The following is a 16,012-nucleotide window of genomic DNA, read 5'->3' on the forward strand; positions in this document are numbered from 1 at the left end:
CAAGGCAGTGAAGCAACGCTGGACGGATCGGGATGCATCCCAGATTCGAGCAAGAGCAACACCGGCAAAGGGTCAATAGAGGTTGAACCGCTTAACCAGAACAGACGCTAACGTGAAAGGAAGTCTGTTTGCTCGACATTCAACATGTGCCACAACAGGAAGGAGTGGGTGATGAAAATACGCAACATGCTGCACTATATGACGGCGGTGACCGTGATGGTGATCGTGCCAAATTGGGTCTTTGCGGAAGGGGATCCAAAACCAAAGCCGCCGCAATCTCGTATGGAAAAGCAGGCGACTGACATGACGGCCGGAAAACAAGGGAATGTTGGGGAATACGATGTGGTGCCAGTCCCACGCGGTGCCTTAGTCGATGAAAAGGGCAGTGCGCTTGATCAGGTGGTCAAAAACACCAAAGGAGAGACGCTGGGCACGATCGAAAAACTGTTGAAGGATACCAAGACCGGAAGGGTCGAATATGCGGTCCTCGAGGTAGAAGGCACCAAACACCAACTGCCGCTGCAATGGAGCCAATTCAAGCAAAGCGGGGGACAGCTGACATTGAATGCGACGAAAGAGGAGCTGCAACCCTCGACCAACGCGGCACAGGCTACAGACAAGTCTCCGGACACGTCCACCTATATGGAGGAGATCAACAAGGTTCGGAGGCAACCAAAACCGCAAGGTATGGCTCCCGACGCGGGAGGCACCGACCGCCCCGCCGCTGCGGGTCCGATGGGTGAATCCGAAGTAGGGGGTGGTGGTCCAAGTGGGACCAGGGCACTTCCGCCCGGCGGCGCGCCCGGTTATGAAGGGGATCACCCGAGCAGCAAGCGGTAATCTGATCCAATAATAATCAAACCAGGAGGACGTTCACGATGTCTGTCATAGAAAAATCCATTGACCTGAATGTTCCGGTTCGGACCGCCTATAATCAATGGACCCAGTTTGAGGACTTTCCTCGGTTCATGGAGGGGGTCGAGCAAGTCCGGCAGATCGACGACAAACATCTGCACTGGAAAGCCAGTATTGGCGGAAAGCAGGAAGAATGGGATGCCGTGATCACCGAGCAGGTACCTGATCAACGGATCGCGTGGCGGAGTCAACAAGGAGCAAAGAACGAAGGGATCGTCATCTTTTCTCCAGTCACGGAGGGGAAGTCGAAGATCAACCTGCGCATCGAATATGAGCCCCACGGGGTGGTCGAGAAAACGGGTGATGCCGTGGGCGTGGTGTCTCAGCGAGTGGAAGGGGACCTGAAGCGATTCAAGGAATTCATCGAGTCGCGTGGACAAGCAACCGGTGCCTGGCGAGGGAATGTGAGCTGAGCGAATAAGAACGCGCTCTCAGAGGTTTCGTTATGACACTCGCCTGAAAAACAATATACGGAGGTTCTATGAAAACAGCACTCCTATCGATGCTTGTGGTTGGACTATTGGGCTCCGGAATCGGGGTAACTTACGCCGCGGATCCTATGGCGGAGAAAGAAGCCAGTCCCACCATTAAAGAGCGACTGACGAAAGATGCGATCAAGGGGACGTTAATGAAGATCGAGGGAGGGTATTACTCCATAAGAGATGAGGATGGTATCAACCGAAAGATTCATGTCGACAAGAGCACAAAGCTCGACAAAGTCCTGCTGGGCGACCTGGTCAAAGCGTATGTGACGGATCAAGGCCATACGACGACGTTGCAGCGGGCGAATTGACTGTATTGACTAATTGTGAAGAGAGCGCACGGTACCACCAGAGAAACCAAGGGGCCCTCCCAGTACCGGTCGAGACAGGCAGACGATAGCATGATCATAGAACAGAGCAGTGGAAATGTTGTGAGCCGATGACGGAAACGTTATCGAAGACATGATATAAACATTGCGCTGTTCGACAAGCTCCGTTCTTGAAAGAGGACGGAGCTTTCTTTTTGCCGTCAACAATCGGGCAGAAGGGAATGCGCCGCTGACGATGCAGGCGCTCATGTATGCGTTGCGCCGAGGACGAATCAAGGAGCCGTGCGCATACGGACAATGCCATCCGAAATGCCAATCTCTACCGTGTTGGAGAATTGCCATTGCTTGAACGGATGGTTGGGCATGGATATGCACCATCGTTGAGGCCTGTCTTACGCTTCGCAAGAGCCTATGCCCACTCAAAAGCATCAGGGGTTTCGGCTAGGCGCCTATCTATCCAGCTTTGCCTACAATGATCCTGAGACGCTCATATCGGGAGATCGCACAGGCACTTGGAAGTTCATGGAGGTTTCTATGACAGCGGTACGGAAATTGTCAGATCCGGAGATCAGAGATCGCTTAAACAACCTGAACGATTGGTCCTTAGATCACGGAAAGCTCTACAGGGAGTATAAATTTAAAGATTTTGTCACGGCGTTCGCCTTCATGACAAAGGTGGCGCAAGCAGCAGAGGCTGCTGCTCATCATCCGGAGTGGTTCAACGTCTATGACACCGTGAAGGTGCACTTATCGACGCACGATGTGGGCGGTATCAGTGCGCGCGACTTTGACCTTGCCCAACAGATCGACCATATAGTTGTAACTATGGCCCTTCCAGGACCAGATCGAGGAAGCTGAACGGCTTGCGTAATCTTTTCATAGCTCTGTGAGCCGAGAGCCTCTGCCAAACGTCAGGCTTGAAAGGCATGAGGGTGGTTGTCCTGGCAGGAAGGAGGAATGGAGTTCATTCACATCGAATGTTCAGGACGAGTCTTCACACTTTTCCGGTTTGCCAAGACCTCGATGTAGGTGTTCGGTTCGTTAAGAGGTCCGCTGGATCGAACGGTTGACATAGGTCTCGTCTTCCGCCGACACCAATTTAATCGGTCGTTCGATCAGCCAGGTATGTACTCGTGTGACGGAGCGGTAGGAAGGGCCGCTTCTCTCTCATGGTTTCGAGAAAAGCGGCCCTAGAGTAACTAGGCTTTGGCAAAGGGCTTCTTGCCCCTAGTAAACTTGTTCACCCCGGTGTCCTTGCGCTTCATCACCGCCATCTCTAGTGCTTCCCAGTCGAGCCCGGCTTCCTGTGCCTTTGGAAACATTTCCCCTTCTTCTTCCTCGACATGATGCTTCACCAACTCCCCCAGGACTTTGAACTTGGCCTGAAAGGCTTCATCCTTCGGTTTGAGCTTCTTCAGCTCCTTGATGAGAACGTGAACGAGATGGTGCTCTTCGATCGCCTCGTTCATTTGTTCGTCATCGTCGATGGCCTCACGAATTGCCGGGTAGATGAGCTTCTCCTCCAAATCAGCATGGACCTCGAGTTCCATAATCGTGGTGGCGGCAATGTCTGCTTGCTCCTTCCCTTCCACCGATTCGAACTCCTCGAACAGCCCTTTCACCTTCTCATGGTCCTCTTTCAACATCTCAATCACGCCGGGTACGACTGCTGTTTTGCCTGCCATAGGGACCTCCTTTTGTGAATAATCCTTGTTCAACGTAATCGACTTCGGACCGGCGTCCTACTAGGAAAGAGCATAGGAAGGCCGATGGAGCAATGCCTCGACACCCAAATGCACGGCAGGCGCGATTCGTATCTGACCTCGTCCCTTGAGTTCTCTCCAAACAGTTCATCCGTACGCGGCTTCATTTGTTACTCAAATTCTTAAGGGGTCACGGCGAGGCGTCCATTTCGGTCTTTGGGATGATAGGAAACCAAGGTATGCGGCTTGTATCGAGGAACGGCTTGTTTCCTGACTTTACAGCAGGGCCTCTGGAGGCCCTCCACGTGTGTCTCTTATTGGCGTCGCGCTTGGATGGCTTCTTAGCAGGCATGACTGCGTCCTCCCAGGAAAGCGGACTTGTTCATTGCAGAACTTGAGGGTGACGCCGATCCGTGGATTTAGCCACCTCTTGGGCGTCGGCATCTTGGTAACCGTATGCTTCAAAACGGTTAATCCTCCGGCTGATCCACCTTCATAACCCAGCAAGAGAGGCAGGCGCTTGAGGCCCCAGCTATTTTGCGAGGTGTTCTTCGGGAACGCCCAGGGAAGAAGCGATGGTTTTCGCCTGGGCGAGGTGATCTTTCACCACGGGTACGGCGTCAGCCACCCATTGGCGAACCTCTTGATTCTTCTCCTGGCCTGCACGTTTTTCGAGCTCCTTCATTTCCTTAGCATGTTCCCGCAACATCAGGGTGATATAGGCGCGATCAAACCCCTTGCCTGACGCCGCATCGAGCTCAGCTTTCATCCCTGTCAGCGAGTCGCTCGACTGGTTTACGAGCTGCAGTCCTCCGTTCGAGGCCAGACGCTCAACGTCTTTCCGAGCCTTCTGATGATCAGCCACCATCCGGGCGCCGAACTGTTTAACCTGCTCACTCTCGGCTTTCTGTGTAGCGATCTGACCCAGGTCGATGTGCTGCTGCTGACCAGCAGCGGCTTTTTGCAGGAAGGCTTCGGTGGTTTGTGGGGGAACGTCCGGGGCGGCCATGGCCCAGGATGTTGAAACGACTACAGCAATTCCACATACGATCGATACGATGGGATGAGACATGGCGCCCTCCATATGCTGAGATGCCTAAGGATTGACATGGTGACCAGTATGCATGGCGACCATGCATGACATGGCCTTGGTTCATCATGACGGACTGCGATTGGGTTTCGTACTAGGAAGGCCCTTAGGGGAACGAGATGCCCAGCTGGACGTCACGACCTGCAAGGCGCGGAACCATAGCTACGGGTTCATGACCAGGGCCAGGAATGTTCTCACATATGTGAGACGCGGCGAGAGAGGATGAAGTCTGCTTTACCTAAAGAGCGCGGAATGGATGGCCTGGTAGAAGTCCTCCGGCGAGGCTTCCTTCGTCAGGTAGGCCGACGCGCCTGCGGCCTTCATGTCACGAGCGACTGCGCCACTTGGGTAGACTGAGAGCCCGATAATGATCACCTGGGGCTGCGTCGTTTTGATCCACCGCGTGGCATCGAGGCCATTCATCCTGGGCATGTCACGATCCATGAGGATGACATCTGGCTGTAGTTGTTGCGCCAGCACGCAGGCCAATTCCCCGTTCTCTGCTTCGCCGACAACCCTGAACTCACCGGAGGAATTGACCATGTCCCGCAATTCCTGGCGGATGAGACGATGGTTCTCGACCACGAGCACGCGAACGGGCTGGAATGATCGTCTCCTGGTGTTGACGGAATCTGGTTTGCGTTGCACAGCCATAGATATCTGGACCGAAGGTTACACATCCGTAGACTCCATGAGATTAGCGGACTCCGAGTGGGAATTGTGCTCGGACATACCCTAGGGAGGGAATATGACCAATAAGTGGTCAGGGGAAAAGGGAAGGCAGCCGATTGCGCTGACGATCAAGCAGGCGGAAGAAAACGCTAAGATCACGTCAAGACGAAGAGGTTGGAGATTCGTCTCCTAAGACAGCTGGAAACTTCGCGGCAAGCATAGCGAGGTAATGTTGAATGGTCTCTCGCTCTCTTTTACTAAGATCGTCAGGGTTCGTGCCGATGATGATCAAGCGTTCCGAAGCGACAGCAAATTGCCGGATCTCGTCACGTATGGATTCCATGAACGAACATCCTCCTGCACAATGAGGGGCGATTAGGAGGAGCGATTAGGCCATCCAGGCTGTTAGACATTAGGCCTCAGAAGGGCATATCAACAATCAGGAATTTCCTGAGTTTCCTACATTATTATACTGGGACGATAAGGCATCATCAGTTCAAGCCGGCGGACCCTGCCCACGTTGTGGGTTACGGTTCCATACCCCTTAGGCAGCACCAGAAGAAAAGGAAACGGTGAGGCGAGAAATACACACGCAGGGGTGGTGCTGCGGGTAAAGGACGCTAGGCACGTAGATGAAAACTGTCGTCAGGCACGGGTCCGAAGTGCTTCCAGTTGGAATCAATCCACGCCTTCCCAGCCTCGATGGCTCTCACATGGGCTTCATCCTCGGATCGCGCAGTGATGGCGAGGGTCGGTAACGTCTTGGGATGGTCAGACCCATCCTCCGGCGCCGGCCATACCCGCGTTTCAACGGTCCAGCTGCCGGGCCCCTCGACAGCCGCCGTCGTCGTGATGGTTCTTCCTTTGTAGCCGGTCTCCATGGCTCCCTCCGTGCCCTAGGACCAAGTCACTCCCATCATCGGTTGCGGTCCGTGCTCTGTTCAGTGAGGAAAAGAACCCGGTTGTCCTTGAAGACTCCTCCGCCAGGCCAACAAATTTTAAGCGTACGTAATATTTCTAGACAATTAGAGAAAAACCTCAAGGAGAAGTCCGGAGGTTGGGCTGGATCTATGAGGCAATTTAGGACAGTTTCTCGGCGATGGTGATTCCTCCATCGGAACCTATTCGAATTCGCATTGCTGGGTTTGCTAGGACAGCGGGGATAACGGTGTTCTCCATATAGAGCTGAAGTTTCCTTATGGTGCGCAGATCGTCCAAGAACTCCCGATTGAACTGCAATTGCCAACTGTCCTTGCCGTTGTTGAAGACGAAGAGCGTGAGGAAGTCTCCCCCAATCTTGACATCATGGAACAGATTCTCAAGGGAATCTTGTATGATTCGTCTCTTTTCCAGGTCTAATGCTATGCGATCGTCGCTCATATTGATCTCGACGTGCATGGCACGTCCTATTTGGCTTTCGTTAAGAGGATTTTCAGTTTCTCGTACCCCGGTGCTTCTGGATGGCAATAATACTCCGTGAGGGACCCATTGCCGTTTCTGATAGAGATGCGAAAGCTCTTACCATGAGCCTCGATCTTCACTGCCTCAACAATGTTGAGATAGAGGTCCTGATTCACCTGGACGATGTTATCCACCTGCGGTCCTCCATTAAAAAGCACTCAGCCCATTATGTAGAATCAAGGCTTTTAAAGGTAGTGATCACTAATCAATTGTTGTACAACCTCGAGTGCGGTCGTATGGGCTTCATTTTCGGATTGGCCGGATGCTCCGATCGTTTGCAGCACAGTAGGAAATGGTAATTGGTATGGAATGAAGTCGCTATGCGGCGTAGTGAGTTGGATCTTCCTTGCACAGCTTCAGGACTATCAAACGCCCGTGTTCTTGTCCGTCGGATAACGCTCGCCCTAGTGGAATAAACTGTAGGCCCCGAATTTCTTACCCGGTTCCTCTCGGCTGGCTATTAGGGATAGGATGTCTTGTAACGCTTTGAGATACCCGGCACGCCAATAGGCACAGTCTGTTGGGTCTGCATGTTGATGCAGCGGCTCGATTCCCTCAGAAGATCCATGCTTCTGGGTCCAGCGTTCGAGCGCTGCTGCGGACTCTTCAATCAGGACACAGACCACACAATCATCCTTAGACATGCGCGACGATACCCCTCACAGGACCATTTGTATCAGGCTCTGAATACCTCTCAGTGCCGCCAGGACGTACGAGAAGCAGTGCGGTTCTACCACAGAGCGTTGGAGATTCGGAATCTTTCTGAAGCAGAAAAATAGACGTACGGGATGAGGCCATTCGCTGCGGGCACTAGGCCATAAAGGGAATTAGGGATCAAGGTGGTGCAAGAGGAGGTTTTCGTGGAAATGTAACCGAGCTATCTAGAGAGCCTCATTTTGGGAGAGTCCTAAATGGCCTCTCATCATCTAGAGCCGAAGAAACAACCGGTGCATATATAAGAACCACGCCGCCAGATACATCATCAAAACGTGCATCATTGCATAGAGCAGCGACGCCAACTTCGGCGTGGCAATCACCTCAAAAAACGATTTGTACAGCAATGTACTAACGCCGATCAACGAGAGCAGCGTGGCAAACAACACGGACATCACATAGATCGAAATCGGGTTCGCGCCATAAATCGCCAGCAACCCGCGCCAGTCTTTCCACCTCGACACATCGATGAACCAGTAACAGCACGCAAATGTGAGAGCCGCATATCCCGAAGTCAGGAACGCGTAGGGCGGCGTCCAAAGCTTCTTGTTGACCGGCATGAAGAAATTGAGAAACACCGCGAGCGACACTAATGCGAGACCCCACACAAACACCCAAATCGTCTTCTCACGCGCGTCCAATCCTTCACGCTGCAACAACGTCCCACACAGCGTGCCGAACAGGAGATTCGAAATCGCCGGCAGCGTGCTGATAAGCCCCTCCGGGTCCCACACCTTTGCATACAGATGTCCCGACATGAGTAGATTGTCGATGTACTGCGCAAAATTCCCAATCGGATTCAATATGCCCGGACCGTGGCCGGGAACGGGGATCAGAGTCATCATGGACCAGTAGGCGGTAGATAGCCCAATAATCCAGTACACCTGGGCGCGCCACGACGTATAAATGACGATCGCAGCGCCGACTAGCAAATCGCGATCCGTTGCAGCACGCCAGGAATGTGAATCGTCTCCAGGGTATAGGTTGGAAATCCGTTCAACAACAACCCGAGACCAAAGAGCAATGCGGCGCGCCGCAGCATGTGCAGCATCAGCTGAAGCTTGTTGGCGCCCTCGTCGATCCGCCGAGTGAACGAAAAGGTCAGCGACACACCGACAATCCAAAGAAAAAACGGAAACACAAGATCGGCGAAGGTCCAGTCGTGCCACTTCGCGTGTCGCAGTGGTGCGAACGTCTCTTGTCCAAAGCTGCCGTTGTTTACCAAAATCATCGCCGCAATCGTCGCCCCGCGAAATGCATCCAGTGAGATCAGGCGCCTGCTGTCACCAAATAGAATAGATTGTTGACGAGCGAGGGTGTTCTTGAACACGTTGTACCTAAGCCGTTTGAATCAAATCCTAAAAGCGCTTGAGGAGCATAGTGATAGATGCGGGCAACACAAAACCGAAAAAGTTGGAGGCGTGAGACTCCCGGCAGATCAGCATGCACCGCTGTCACTACTCGGACAGATGATAATCATGCCCACTAAAGGTTGCCCACTGGTGATCGCCCTCATTCTGGAATCAGTGGTTCATACGCCCTCGGGGGGCGAGCGTCATCAACGAATGGAACGCTTCACGGTGCTACGCCTCTGAAAATGTCCTATGAAGCAGTCAAGAAACGAGCGGAGCCGCATAGCGAGATCGTGGGTGAACTGCCGGACATGTGGAAGGACTCGGTGACACTCACGAGCTAAATGCGAAGGCAACAAGCCAACCGATATTCCCATGGGTGTTCCTTTCGCCAGAACTTCAACGGCGAGACGAGAGAAATCTCCGTCGGGGATGGTGCCTCATAAACTAGGGAAGTTGCTAGTTCAGAGCATACCCTTGAGAATGCATAACTAAGGCGCTCTTCTAGAAATGCTTCCATAAGGATCGCCGTCAGCGGTGTAGAAAGAGCGGCTCCCTCATGATTATACGCGACGAGATACGGCAATTTATGGTCGTCTCGGAAAGCTTGCTCGACGGTACCCTCAAAGTGGAGGAGCTGACACACATCGAACTAGAACTTCTAGAGTATTGTCTACTCAAGGTTGGTCAGAAGGTTCCGATCAACCGAGCACTGACGCATTATTCGATCCAGGACAATGCCGATCTCACATCGCAATCATTACCTAGTCGTTCAACTGCCAGGCGAGAGTAACTTGCATGAGTAATGTTCACTCATGCATAAACACGATTCTTCTGCCTTGTCTTTAACCGCCGAACAGGACGTTATGATGCACAACGGAAACCATTACTATGAGCGTACTGGGCACGTGATGGGATGGTCTTATTTTATAGCTGGGGCATTGATTGGAACTGGTGTTACGCTGCTGTTTGCGCCTCAATCGGGCACCGAGCTGCGTGGCATGCTGTGCAACTATGCCAATCGCGTGAAGGATGATTTACTGGATTGGGCTGAAGAGACATATGACGTGGGAGAAGAGATCCTTGGGGATGCCGGACAGTCGACCAGTGAATTTGCAAAACAAGGACAGGAGACGGTGAAGGATGCCGGACGTACGGCTAAAGTAGTGACCAAACGATCACAAGACATGGTCCGCGAGCCGAGGCGTTCAGCGCTGTAAATCAGCACAGAAAGAGAGAGGATTATGACGATTCGACACATGGGCGCCTCTATCGTCATGATGAGCGTGATTCTTTTTAACACGGGCTGTTCCCTAATGATCGACCCACCTAAAGGGGATACCCCCGCCGAGAGCACCTTGAAAAGTGAATCAAAAAGTCTGGCTGGTGTGTACGCAGACCTTGGGTCGGACGGCTCCATCCAGCCTCATTCTGAATCAGTGGGCCAGGGAGGGCGGATCAATGGTCTCATTATTCTCGGTGGACCGGCAGACATGCCCGATATGAAAACGGGTAAGACGACGATCAAGGGGTCGACGGACACCACACCCACAGTGAAGATGGGAGAAACAACGTTTAGTTCCGGATCAGGCTCGAATAGCACGGGGTCATCGGGTAGCGCCCCTAAAGCCGGCGGCAAATAGGTGTGTGGTCAGGTCTGGAGATGATGGCTGCCTTTGTCGGTGCTCAAAAGGTCCAGCAATAATTGGCTGTCGGAAGCAATTGGTCCCTTGCGGTCGTCCAGCGTTGAGTCTTACTGACCGATTTTCCTTCCTTCCATAATTGAAAGCATAGTTTTTGGGAACTGTTGCTCTGCGGCATAGGACCTCCGCGGGAGATTGTCCGTCGATCTCCAACCTACTCAACAAAGCTACCCTTTGAATAAAGTGAGCAACTTATGTCAGGGTTCACTCGCCTCCTAATTTCTTCATACACCACAGCTTCGCATGATGGGCGCACCCTGCCCCCGTCATGCTCATGGGACTCTTTTGAGGAATGCGACACTAGGAAAATGGAGGAAGAGGTATTCCTAGCTGAAGTAACAGCGAAATAAGGCTATTTCTATCCATGAAGAGCGTAATTGCCCTATGTTTGCGAAGTCGTAATCAGACGTTATGTGAACAGGCCTGGCGGAGTCGTTTTCCTCTTGCAGGATACGGCCTTGTCGATAGCGTGGCACAGCGCATCTCCCGCACTCTCTTTGGTCAGATAGGCAGCCGCGCCCGCCGCTTTCATTCTTGGGCCCGTATCCGGTGATGATAGGACCGATAAGCCGATAATCACAATATGTGGTTGATGTGCTTTGATGCGCTTTGTCGCTTCGATGCCGTCCATCTTCGGCATGTTAATATCCATCACGACCACATCGGGGTGGAGTTCCTGAGCGAGTTCTACAGCTGCGAGTCCATCGCCCGCTTCGCCCACCACTTCCAAATGCTTATAGGCAGACACAATGCTTCGCAGGCCTTCCCGCATGAGGGGCTGATCGTCCACGAGAAGAAGGCGAATCGGCGCGTGCGTTTCTGATGCTGAGGACTGACTCCCGAGGATGCGGCGATCAGAAAAAGAGTTGCTAGGTGGCGGCTGATGATCGATCGTCTTCTCTATCGTCTCGCTTTTCATACCCGCGACTTCAGTTCGCATTGTGACGGGCAAAGTGAGCGTCGCGGTGGTGCCCTCCCCCGGCTCTGATTGAAGATCGAAACTGCCACCCATCGCCTTCATTCGTTCCCGGATGCTGAACAGCCCAAACTTCGAGGACAGCGGGGAGGGACTTTCGGAGAGAGCAGCTGCAGACAGATCAAACCCGTTGTCATCGTGCACGGCCAGGCGCAGCAATCCACCTTCGTACGTCATCTGAACAGTGGCCCGCTTCACCATGCCATGTTTTGCGACGTTGATCAGTAACTCCCGGACTGATTGGAACAAGAGTACGGCGCGATCTTGAGTCAGTGGCAGGTCGCCTCCCTGCTTCACGTCGAGGGTAACAGTCAACTCGTGTCGCTTCATATTGTCGATCAACCACGTGAGACCGGCGGGCAATCCTCGCTCCTGTAGTACCGGTGGACTTAACTCGGCCATCAAGGTTCGGCAGTACGTCAGGGCCATCCCCAAGGTTTCCTCTGTTTGGTTGACCAGGGCTTCGCTATTGGACGGGAGGCCGGTCCGTCTTGCTTGCGTGAGCGTCATCCGGCAGAGGACCAGCAGTTGCGCTAGATAATCATGTAACTCGGTCGCTAATCGCTTGCGTTCACGCTGTTCCGCGAGGTTCAGCTCCGTCGCCAGCAGGCGAAGGCGATTCTCCGATTGCCCCAGGGCTTTCGTGCGTTCGGACACACGTTGTTCCAGCTCATCGTTCAGCTTGACCGAGACCTCCGTGCGTTCATGCTGGCGTACGGATGAGAGCAATAACTCCTGATTCATCGCCGTGGCCTGCTGATGAAATAGCGTCGTCTCGGTGACTTGCATCATGACGCCCACCGGTCGTTCATGGGTATCCAGCACGGGCCACATTGCATACGACCAATAGACCGGATGGGGTTCTGTCTGCTCTGACTCGGTGTGCGTTTCAGATGTTCCCGTGCGGTAGACGCGATCCAAGACAGTAAGACAGTGGTCCCCTTCCTGAATACTTTCGCTGAAAGGCCTTCCCAAAAGAGCATCCCGGTCCTTTCCAACCAAAAGGCAGAAGGCAGCGTTGCCATAGTGGACGATGTGTTGGGCGCCCTTGAGTTCGGCCATGGGCACCGGGGAACGCTCCATGAGGGAGTGGCGAAGTTCCGGTGGAAGCACGACCCGCGAAGAATCTTTCTGGGGCTCCGGCTCTGTCATGGCTCTTTCGATTGGCTCCCGGCTCTCCAATACGCCGGAATGCCAGTGATCAGCGCACGATATTCGTTGAGGCGTGTATCGGTCAATCTGATCCCCTTCCCGGTAATCTCAAATTCACGGATATCTTTGCCGTGCTGGCTATCACGCATTTTGACGACAGCCAGGATGCGGCGGAGCACGCCGTCAATATCGACGTACCGCAGCCGGATAATGTCATCGGCCAGGAAGGATACCATGTAATGACTGAAGCGAAATTCGGTGAAGCTCTCGTCCAATTCGACCGTGTTGAAGACGGTCACCCCGGCCCCCGTCACGGTGGCCATCATCCGGTACAGTGATTCGCGGAAGTCGGTGCGGAACCCGGGCGCGAGCGCCATCTCGAAGCCGACCAGAGAATCGATGACCAGCCGTTTGGCATCGAGTTCTTTGACCGCATCGAGGATCGCTTGAAGACTTTCATCCACCGAAAGGTCCAACGGGCGCAGGTAGAGGATTTTGAGCGTCCCATCTCGCTCGGCCTTGGCCAAGTCGTGCCCCAGGTTCTTCGCCCGGCGCTTCACGTCCTCCGGGCGTTCCTCAAACACCGCCATAATGGCCGTCTCACCTTGCCGCAGCCCTTCGGCAATGAACTGGACCGCCATCACCGATTTGCCTGTCCCGGACGCTCCCGCTACCAGGACACTGTCCCCGGTTGGGATGCCGCCGCCCATCATCTGGTCCAGCGCAGGAATACCGGTAGACAGGCGGGGACGTTTTTCCGGTCGGGGTTTTCGTTCCGCCAACCCCAGCGTGCGCGAGAAGGTTTGCACCCCATCCTCGGTGATACGGAACGTGTGGAGCCCCGGCACGGACGCCTGGCCGCGCAGCTTGATGACTTGCATCTTCCGCACGACCGAATTGCGTTCCGTCACTTGCGAGAGCCAGAGTAGGCCGTCGGCGACGGTGAAGATCGGATTCTCCTGGACTTCATTCTCAACATATTCGCCGAGCAGAAACGTCGTGGCCTGCCAACTGGTCAGGTGGAGGGCCAACTGCTGGACGAAAAACTGCACGTCCATCTCGGTCACGTCAGTTTGTTTCCGCAACGCGGTGCGAAACGAATCGACCACGACGAAGCTGGGATTGGCCGCCTCCACTTCGCGCACGATCGCCTGCAGCACCGTGGGCAAATTCTGTTCGAGGACGACGTGGCTCAAGTTGATAAAGCTGATCGCGCCGCTCAATTTGGTCTGATCGAAGAACGTGAATTGCTGCTGGTAGCGCAGCATCTTGATAGCCGACTCGCCGAGGATCGTGAAATAGAGCGCAGGACGTTTCGGCGTGGCATTGGCGAACACGAACTGATGCGCAAAGGTGGTCTTGCCGCAGCCGGGCCCGCCGGCGACGATGTTGAACGAAAACTCCGGGAGGCCGCCCCCCAGGATCGCGTCGAGCCCGGGAATGCCGGTGGGTAACTTACGGATGATCACCTTCCCCCGTTTGTCGAGGGGTTTCCCCGGCCGTTCGTGTCCCGTCGGTTTGACTGGTTTTCTCATGGATTGTCCTCTCGTTTACCCCTGCCTGTCGTCGAATGCCACATCCGGCCATGCGTCCAGGAGCAGGCGCATCGTCAGCCCTTCGCCGATGAACGTCACCAAAAGCCCGAGTAACTGAGTGACCAGCAGGACCTCTCCTTCGCGGATCTCGTGCGGCGACAATTGTGCCTGCGTGTCGTCCCAGCCCTTCAAGGATCCATCGGCTGCGATGTGGATGGCCTTCAACCAGCGCAGTTCGCCGCTGGCCAGCGCCAGCGCACGGGACAAGAGCGACCGAAAACCAGCCACTCCGGCCAGGCGTGAGAGAGGCTGGCGTAGCTTTTCGCAGACGCAAAAGGCCGGTGATGTGTGGTCGCCAACGCTGGCAGCTGTGGCCGTACCCGTCTCAAACTCAATGAGTCGATGGGCAAACTGTTTTACATTCGTAGAAATGTCGTCTCGCATGCGCTAACCCGCGATGATTCTTCGCGAGTGGGTTAGTTGAGCGGACTGTTGCAACGTACTCCGCGTGTTCCACGCGGGTAATTTCTTGAAGAGAGAAAATCTTGTCATGCGGGAATCTTTCGTCCTAGTTAGCAGCAGAGTGAGGAAGGGCAGTAGCATATAAAGAGGCGAGATTTGAAGCAACCTGGTAGAAGACCTAGGGTCTAACCACCGGGGGCACTATCACATCCAGCAATCGATCAACCTCGCAAAGCCAGCTTACGCCCTCGTGAACAACCGGTCAGAGGGAATGCCCCGATACCGTCCAGGGCCTTGTAGAAATGTTATAATCCTTGCTCACCTCCCTCGTTCATCATCGTCCTAAGCGTTTCCCTAGTATCAAGCCTATCGAGGTCATTAGGGTGGGCTCTTTTGAAAGAACGGTCCAACTTTTGGATTTAACCTGTACTACAAATACTCCCCCAAATGTCCGCCTTCTTTCAGTAGCCCTCTGTCATGTTTTCCTAGTGCCCGAGTCGATAGCCTCCTGAGAGAATGATTCAACACGAACGGAGGTACCTATGAAAACCACATTACTATCGGTACTGGTGGTTGGACTGTTGGGCTCCGGCATAGGGATGGCCTACGCGGCCACTCCCATGGCTGAGAAAGAGGTCAGTCCCACAATTAAAGAGCGCCTGGCGAAAGACATGGTCAAGGGGACGTTGATGAAAATCGAAGGGGAGTATTATTCCATCAAAGATGACGACGGCAAAACGTACAGGGTCCATGTCGACAAGAACACCAAGTTGGATAAAGTGGTGGTGGGAGACCTGGTCAGAGCCTATATCAGGAGATAGAACAGCACAAAATAGTACCGCTACTTTCTAGGAACAACGCTCTGTCTTGCACTAAATTCAGTGCAGCCTGCATGACCAAGAACTGGAGCGCCTCAAGTTCCGCGCTAAGATCTTTTAGCGCACGGCAACGGCCTGAGATCCTTGGGCAGACAGACTCTTGTGGCGATTATTCGAAATGGTGCGATCAATAATGGCCCCGCAATTGAGGCATTTCCATGCATAAAACGCGAGAAAGAAATCTGAGAACCGTTCTAGCATCATCATCCCTTTGCACTTCGGACATTCCATTGATCCCTCCCAGGTTGATTGCGTTCACAGCTGATGACAAACATAAGCAAGAGCTGCACCAAATCGTGCTATTCAATAGTGCACGTATTTACGCTATACGTAATATAACGTGGGTAGAAAGTGTCATACGCTTGACGGTGCGCAAGGGTTGAATCCGTCAATGTTTTGTCAGGGTGCGGGAGAGACACGCGGCGGAATCTTTGGTGGAAGGTGGTTTCCGGAACGATAGAGTGGTTAGTTCCGGCCCTTATCGACTTGCCCAGGATTGGATCGGCACGGCGTGGATGGCGTTCTGTGGCGAACCCTCGATCACTTGATCGCTATAGGCGAGATTGATGTAGGTCTAGCGTTTCTTAC

At 53.7% G+C, this 16,012-nt stretch carries 21 protein-coding genes; 8 read left to right on the forward strand and 13 right to left on the reverse strand.

From position 1 onward, the window contains the following. The first annotated feature begins 171 nt into the window (after positions 1 to 171). From H8K03_21090 to H8K03_21105, 4 genes are all read left to right on the forward strand, one after another. Entirely contained in the window at positions 172 to 840 is a 669-nt protein-coding gene (locus H8K03_21090; GenBank protein UVT20230.1) for a PRC-barrel domain-containing protein, read from the forward strand. 38 nt (positions 841 to 878) lie between these two features. Beyond that, positions 879 to 1,328, forward strand: coding sequence for an SRPBCC family protein (locus tag H8K03_21095; protein UVT20231.1), 450 nt, complete (start codon positions 879 to 881; stop codon positions 1,326 to 1,328). A gap of 68 nt (positions 1,329 to 1,396) precedes the next feature. Then, positions 1,397 to 1,708: a hypothetical protein gene (locus H8K03_21100; protein ID UVT20232.1), complete on the forward strand. Its 312-nt coding sequence runs from the start codon at positions 1,397 to 1,399 to the stop codon at positions 1,706 to 1,708. Positions 1,709 to 2,260: 552 nt separating this feature from the next. Next, positions 2,261 to 2,584, forward strand: coding sequence for a 4a-hydroxytetrahydrobiopterin dehydratase (locus H8K03_21105; GenBank protein ID UVT20233.1), 324 nt, complete (start codon positions 2,261 to 2,263; stop codon positions 2,582 to 2,584). 341 nt (positions 2,585 to 2,925) lie between these two features. Here H8K03_21105 and H8K03_21110 read toward each other — a convergent pair whose 3' ends face one another. The 10 genes from H8K03_21110 to H8K03_21155 all read right to left on the reverse strand — a co-directional run bounded on the left by H8K03_21110 (position 2,926) and on the right by H8K03_21155 (position 8,696). Continuing rightward, positions 2,926 to 3,411, reverse strand: coding sequence for a hemerythrin domain-containing protein (locus H8K03_21110; GenBank protein UVT20234.1), 486 nt, complete (start codon positions 3,409 to 3,411; stop codon positions 2,926 to 2,928). A 550-nt stretch (positions 3,412 to 3,961) separates the two neighbouring features. Continuing rightward, entirely contained in the window at positions 3,962 to 4,501 is a 540-nt protein-coding gene (locus tag H8K03_21115; GenBank protein ID UVT20235.1) for a DUF4142 domain-containing protein, read from the reverse strand. Positions 4,502 to 4,753: 252 nt separating this feature from the next. Then, positions 4,754 to 5,173 (reverse strand): response regulator transcription factor, encoded by a 420-nt coding sequence (locus H8K03_21120; protein UVT20236.1) that lies wholly within the window; start codon positions 5,171 to 5,173, stop codon positions 4,754 to 4,756. Between the two features lie 178 nt (positions 5,174 to 5,351). Then, positions 5,352 to 5,534, reverse strand: coding sequence for a hypothetical protein (locus tag H8K03_21125; protein UVT20237.1), 183 nt, complete (start codon positions 5,532 to 5,534; stop codon positions 5,352 to 5,354). A gap of 277 nt (positions 5,535 to 5,811) precedes the next feature. After that, a complete protein-coding gene (locus H8K03_21130) occupies positions 5,812 to 6,072 on the reverse strand; it encodes a hypothetical protein (protein ID UVT20238.1) in 261 nt (86 codons plus the stop codon). A 199-nt stretch (positions 6,073 to 6,271) separates the two neighbouring features. Continuing rightward, the gene (locus tag H8K03_21135; protein ID UVT20239.1) at positions 6,272 to 6,589 is read right to left on the reverse strand and encodes a hypothetical protein; all 318 of its coding nucleotides are present in this window, start codon (positions 6,587 to 6,589) and stop codon (positions 6,272 to 6,274) included. Positions 6,590 to 6,597: 8 nt separating this feature from the next. Continuing rightward, positions 6,598 to 6,786 carry a hypothetical protein gene (locus H8K03_21140; protein ID UVT20240.1) on the reverse strand — a complete coding sequence of 63 codons (189 nt, stop codon included), beginning with the start codon at positions 6,784 to 6,786 and terminating at the stop codon, positions 6,598 to 6,600. Between the two features lie 270 nt (positions 6,787 to 7,056). Then, the gene (locus tag H8K03_21145; GenBank protein ID UVT20241.1) at positions 7,057 to 7,296 is read right to left on the reverse strand and encodes a hypothetical protein; all 240 of its coding nucleotides are present in this window, start codon (positions 7,294 to 7,296) and stop codon (positions 7,057 to 7,059) included. Between the two features lie 282 nt (positions 7,297 to 7,578). Continuing rightward, a complete protein-coding gene (locus H8K03_21150) occupies positions 7,579 to 8,298 on the reverse strand; it encodes a hypothetical protein (GenBank protein UVT20242.1) in 720 nt (239 codons plus the stop codon). After that, positions 8,292 to 8,696 (reverse strand): DUF5009 domain-containing protein, encoded by a 405-nt coding sequence (locus tag H8K03_21155; GenBank protein UVT20243.1) that lies wholly within the window; start codon positions 8,694 to 8,696, stop codon positions 8,292 to 8,294. The genes H8K03_21150 and H8K03_21155 overlap by 7 nt, the downstream gene beginning before the upstream one ends. 581 nt (positions 8,697 to 9,277) lie before the next feature. Here H8K03_21155 and H8K03_21160 point away from each other — a divergent pair. Genes H8K03_21160 through H8K03_21170 form a run of 3 tightly spaced genes read left to right on the forward strand, consistent with a single transcriptional unit; the run spans position 9,278 to position 10,361 of the window. After that, positions 9,278 to 9,511 (forward strand): hypothetical protein, encoded by a 234-nt coding sequence (locus tag H8K03_21160; GenBank protein ID UVT20244.1) that lies wholly within the window; start codon positions 9,278 to 9,280, stop codon positions 9,509 to 9,511. 22 nt (positions 9,512 to 9,533) lie between these two features. Next, positions 9,534 to 9,938 (forward strand): YtxH domain-containing protein, encoded by a 405-nt coding sequence (locus tag H8K03_21165; GenBank protein ID UVT20245.1) that lies wholly within the window; start codon positions 9,534 to 9,536, stop codon positions 9,936 to 9,938. A 24-nt stretch (positions 9,939 to 9,962) separates the two neighbouring features. Further along, a complete protein-coding gene (locus H8K03_21170) occupies positions 9,963 to 10,361 on the forward strand; it encodes a hypothetical protein (GenBank protein UVT20246.1) in 399 nt (132 codons plus the stop codon). 469 nt (positions 10,362 to 10,830) lie between these two features. Here H8K03_21170 and H8K03_21175 read toward each other — a convergent pair whose 3' ends face one another. From H8K03_21175 to H8K03_21185, 3 genes are read right to left on the reverse strand one after another with little or no spacing between them, the layout of a single operon-like run. Next, positions 10,831 to 12,549, reverse strand: coding sequence for a response regulator (locus H8K03_21175; GenBank protein UVT20247.1), 1,719 nt, complete (start codon positions 12,547 to 12,549; stop codon positions 10,831 to 10,833). After that, positions 12,546 to 14,084 carry an AAA family ATPase gene (locus tag H8K03_21180; protein UVT20248.1) on the reverse strand — a complete coding sequence of 513 codons (1,539 nt, stop codon included), beginning with the start codon at positions 14,082 to 14,084 and terminating at the stop codon, positions 12,546 to 12,548. The genes H8K03_21175 and H8K03_21180 overlap by 4 nt, the downstream gene beginning before the upstream one ends. Positions 14,085 to 14,099: 15 nt before the next feature. Next, positions 14,100 to 14,528 carry a hypothetical protein gene (locus tag H8K03_21185; GenBank protein ID UVT20249.1) on the reverse strand — a complete coding sequence of 143 codons (429 nt, stop codon included), beginning with the start codon at positions 14,526 to 14,528 and terminating at the stop codon, positions 14,100 to 14,102. A gap of 560 nt (positions 14,529 to 15,088) precedes the next feature. On the opposite strand from H8K03_21185, the gene H8K03_21190 reads away from it, so the two are divergent. Further along, entirely contained in the window at positions 15,089 to 15,367 is a 279-nt protein-coding gene (locus tag H8K03_21190) for a hypothetical protein (GenBank protein ID UVT20250.1), read from the forward strand. Positions 15,368 to 16,012: the final 645 nt, after the last annotated feature.

Source organism: Nitrospira sp., assembly GCA_024760545.1.
In the GTDB taxonomy this organism is placed as follows: domain Bacteria; phylum Nitrospirota; class Nitrospiria; order Nitrospirales; family Nitrospiraceae; genus Nitrospira_D.

Excerpts from the sequence above, each read along its gene's own strand:
- H8K03_21135 (UVT20239.1), bottom strand. The coding sequence starts at position 6,589 with ATGCACGTCGAGATCAATATGAGCGACGATCGCATAGCATTAGACCTG.
- H8K03_21105 (UVT20233.1), top strand. The coding sequence starts at position 2,261 with ATGACAGCGGTACGGAAATTGTCAGATCCGGAGATCAGAGATCGCTTA.
- H8K03_21090 (UVT20230.1), top strand. The coding sequence starts at position 172 with ATGAAAATACGCAACATGCTGCACTATATGACGGCGGTGACCGTGATG.
- H8K03_21165 (UVT20245.1), top strand. The coding sequence starts at position 9,534 with ATGCATAAACACGATTCTTCTGCCTTGTCTTTAACCGCCGAACAGGAC.
- H8K03_21180 (UVT20248.1), bottom strand. The coding sequence starts at position 14,084 with ATGAGAAAACCAGTCAAACCGACGGGACACGAACGGCCGGGGAAACCC.
- H8K03_21115 (UVT20235.1), bottom strand. The coding sequence starts at position 4,501 with ATGTCTCATCCCATCGTATCGATCGTATGTGGAATTGCTGTAGTCGTT.
- H8K03_21190 (UVT20250.1), top strand. The coding sequence starts at position 15,089 with ATGAAAACCACATTACTATCGGTACTGGTGGTTGGACTGTTGGGCTCC.
- H8K03_21125 (UVT20237.1), bottom strand. The coding sequence starts at position 5,534 with ATGGAATCCATACGTGACGAGATCCGGCAATTTGCTGTCGCTTCGGAA.
- H8K03_21145 (UVT20241.1), bottom strand. The coding sequence starts at position 7,296 with ATGTCTAAGGATGATTGTGTGGTCTGTGTCCTGATTGAAGAGTCCGCA.
- H8K03_21095 (UVT20231.1), top strand. The coding sequence starts at position 879 with ATGTCTGTCATAGAAAAATCCATTGACCTGAATGTTCCGGTTCGGACC.
- H8K03_21130 (UVT20238.1), bottom strand. The coding sequence starts at position 6,072 with ATGGAGACCGGCTACAAAGGAAGAACCATCACGACGACGGCGGCTGTC.
- H8K03_21110 (UVT20234.1), bottom strand. The coding sequence starts at position 3,411 with ATGGCAGGCAAAACAGCAGTCGTACCCGGCGTGATTGAGATGTTGAAA.
- H8K03_21120 (UVT20236.1), bottom strand. The coding sequence starts at position 5,173 with ATGGCTGTGCAACGCAAACCAGATTCCGTCAACACCAGGAGACGATCA.
- H8K03_21175 (UVT20247.1), bottom strand. The coding sequence starts at position 12,549 with ATGACAGAGCCGGAGCCCCAGAAAGATTCTTCGCGGGTCGTGCTTCCA.
- H8K03_21100 (UVT20232.1), top strand. The coding sequence starts at position 1,397 with ATGAAAACAGCACTCCTATCGATGCTTGTGGTTGGACTATTGGGCTCC.
- H8K03_21160 (UVT20244.1), top strand. The coding sequence starts at position 9,278 with ATGATTATACGCGACGAGATACGGCAATTTATGGTCGTCTCGGAAAGC.
- H8K03_21185 (UVT20249.1), bottom strand. The coding sequence starts at position 14,528 with ATGCGAGACGACATTTCTACGAATGTAAAACAGTTTGCCCATCGACTC.
- H8K03_21170 (UVT20246.1), top strand. The coding sequence starts at position 9,963 with ATGACGATTCGACACATGGGCGCCTCTATCGTCATGATGAGCGTGATT.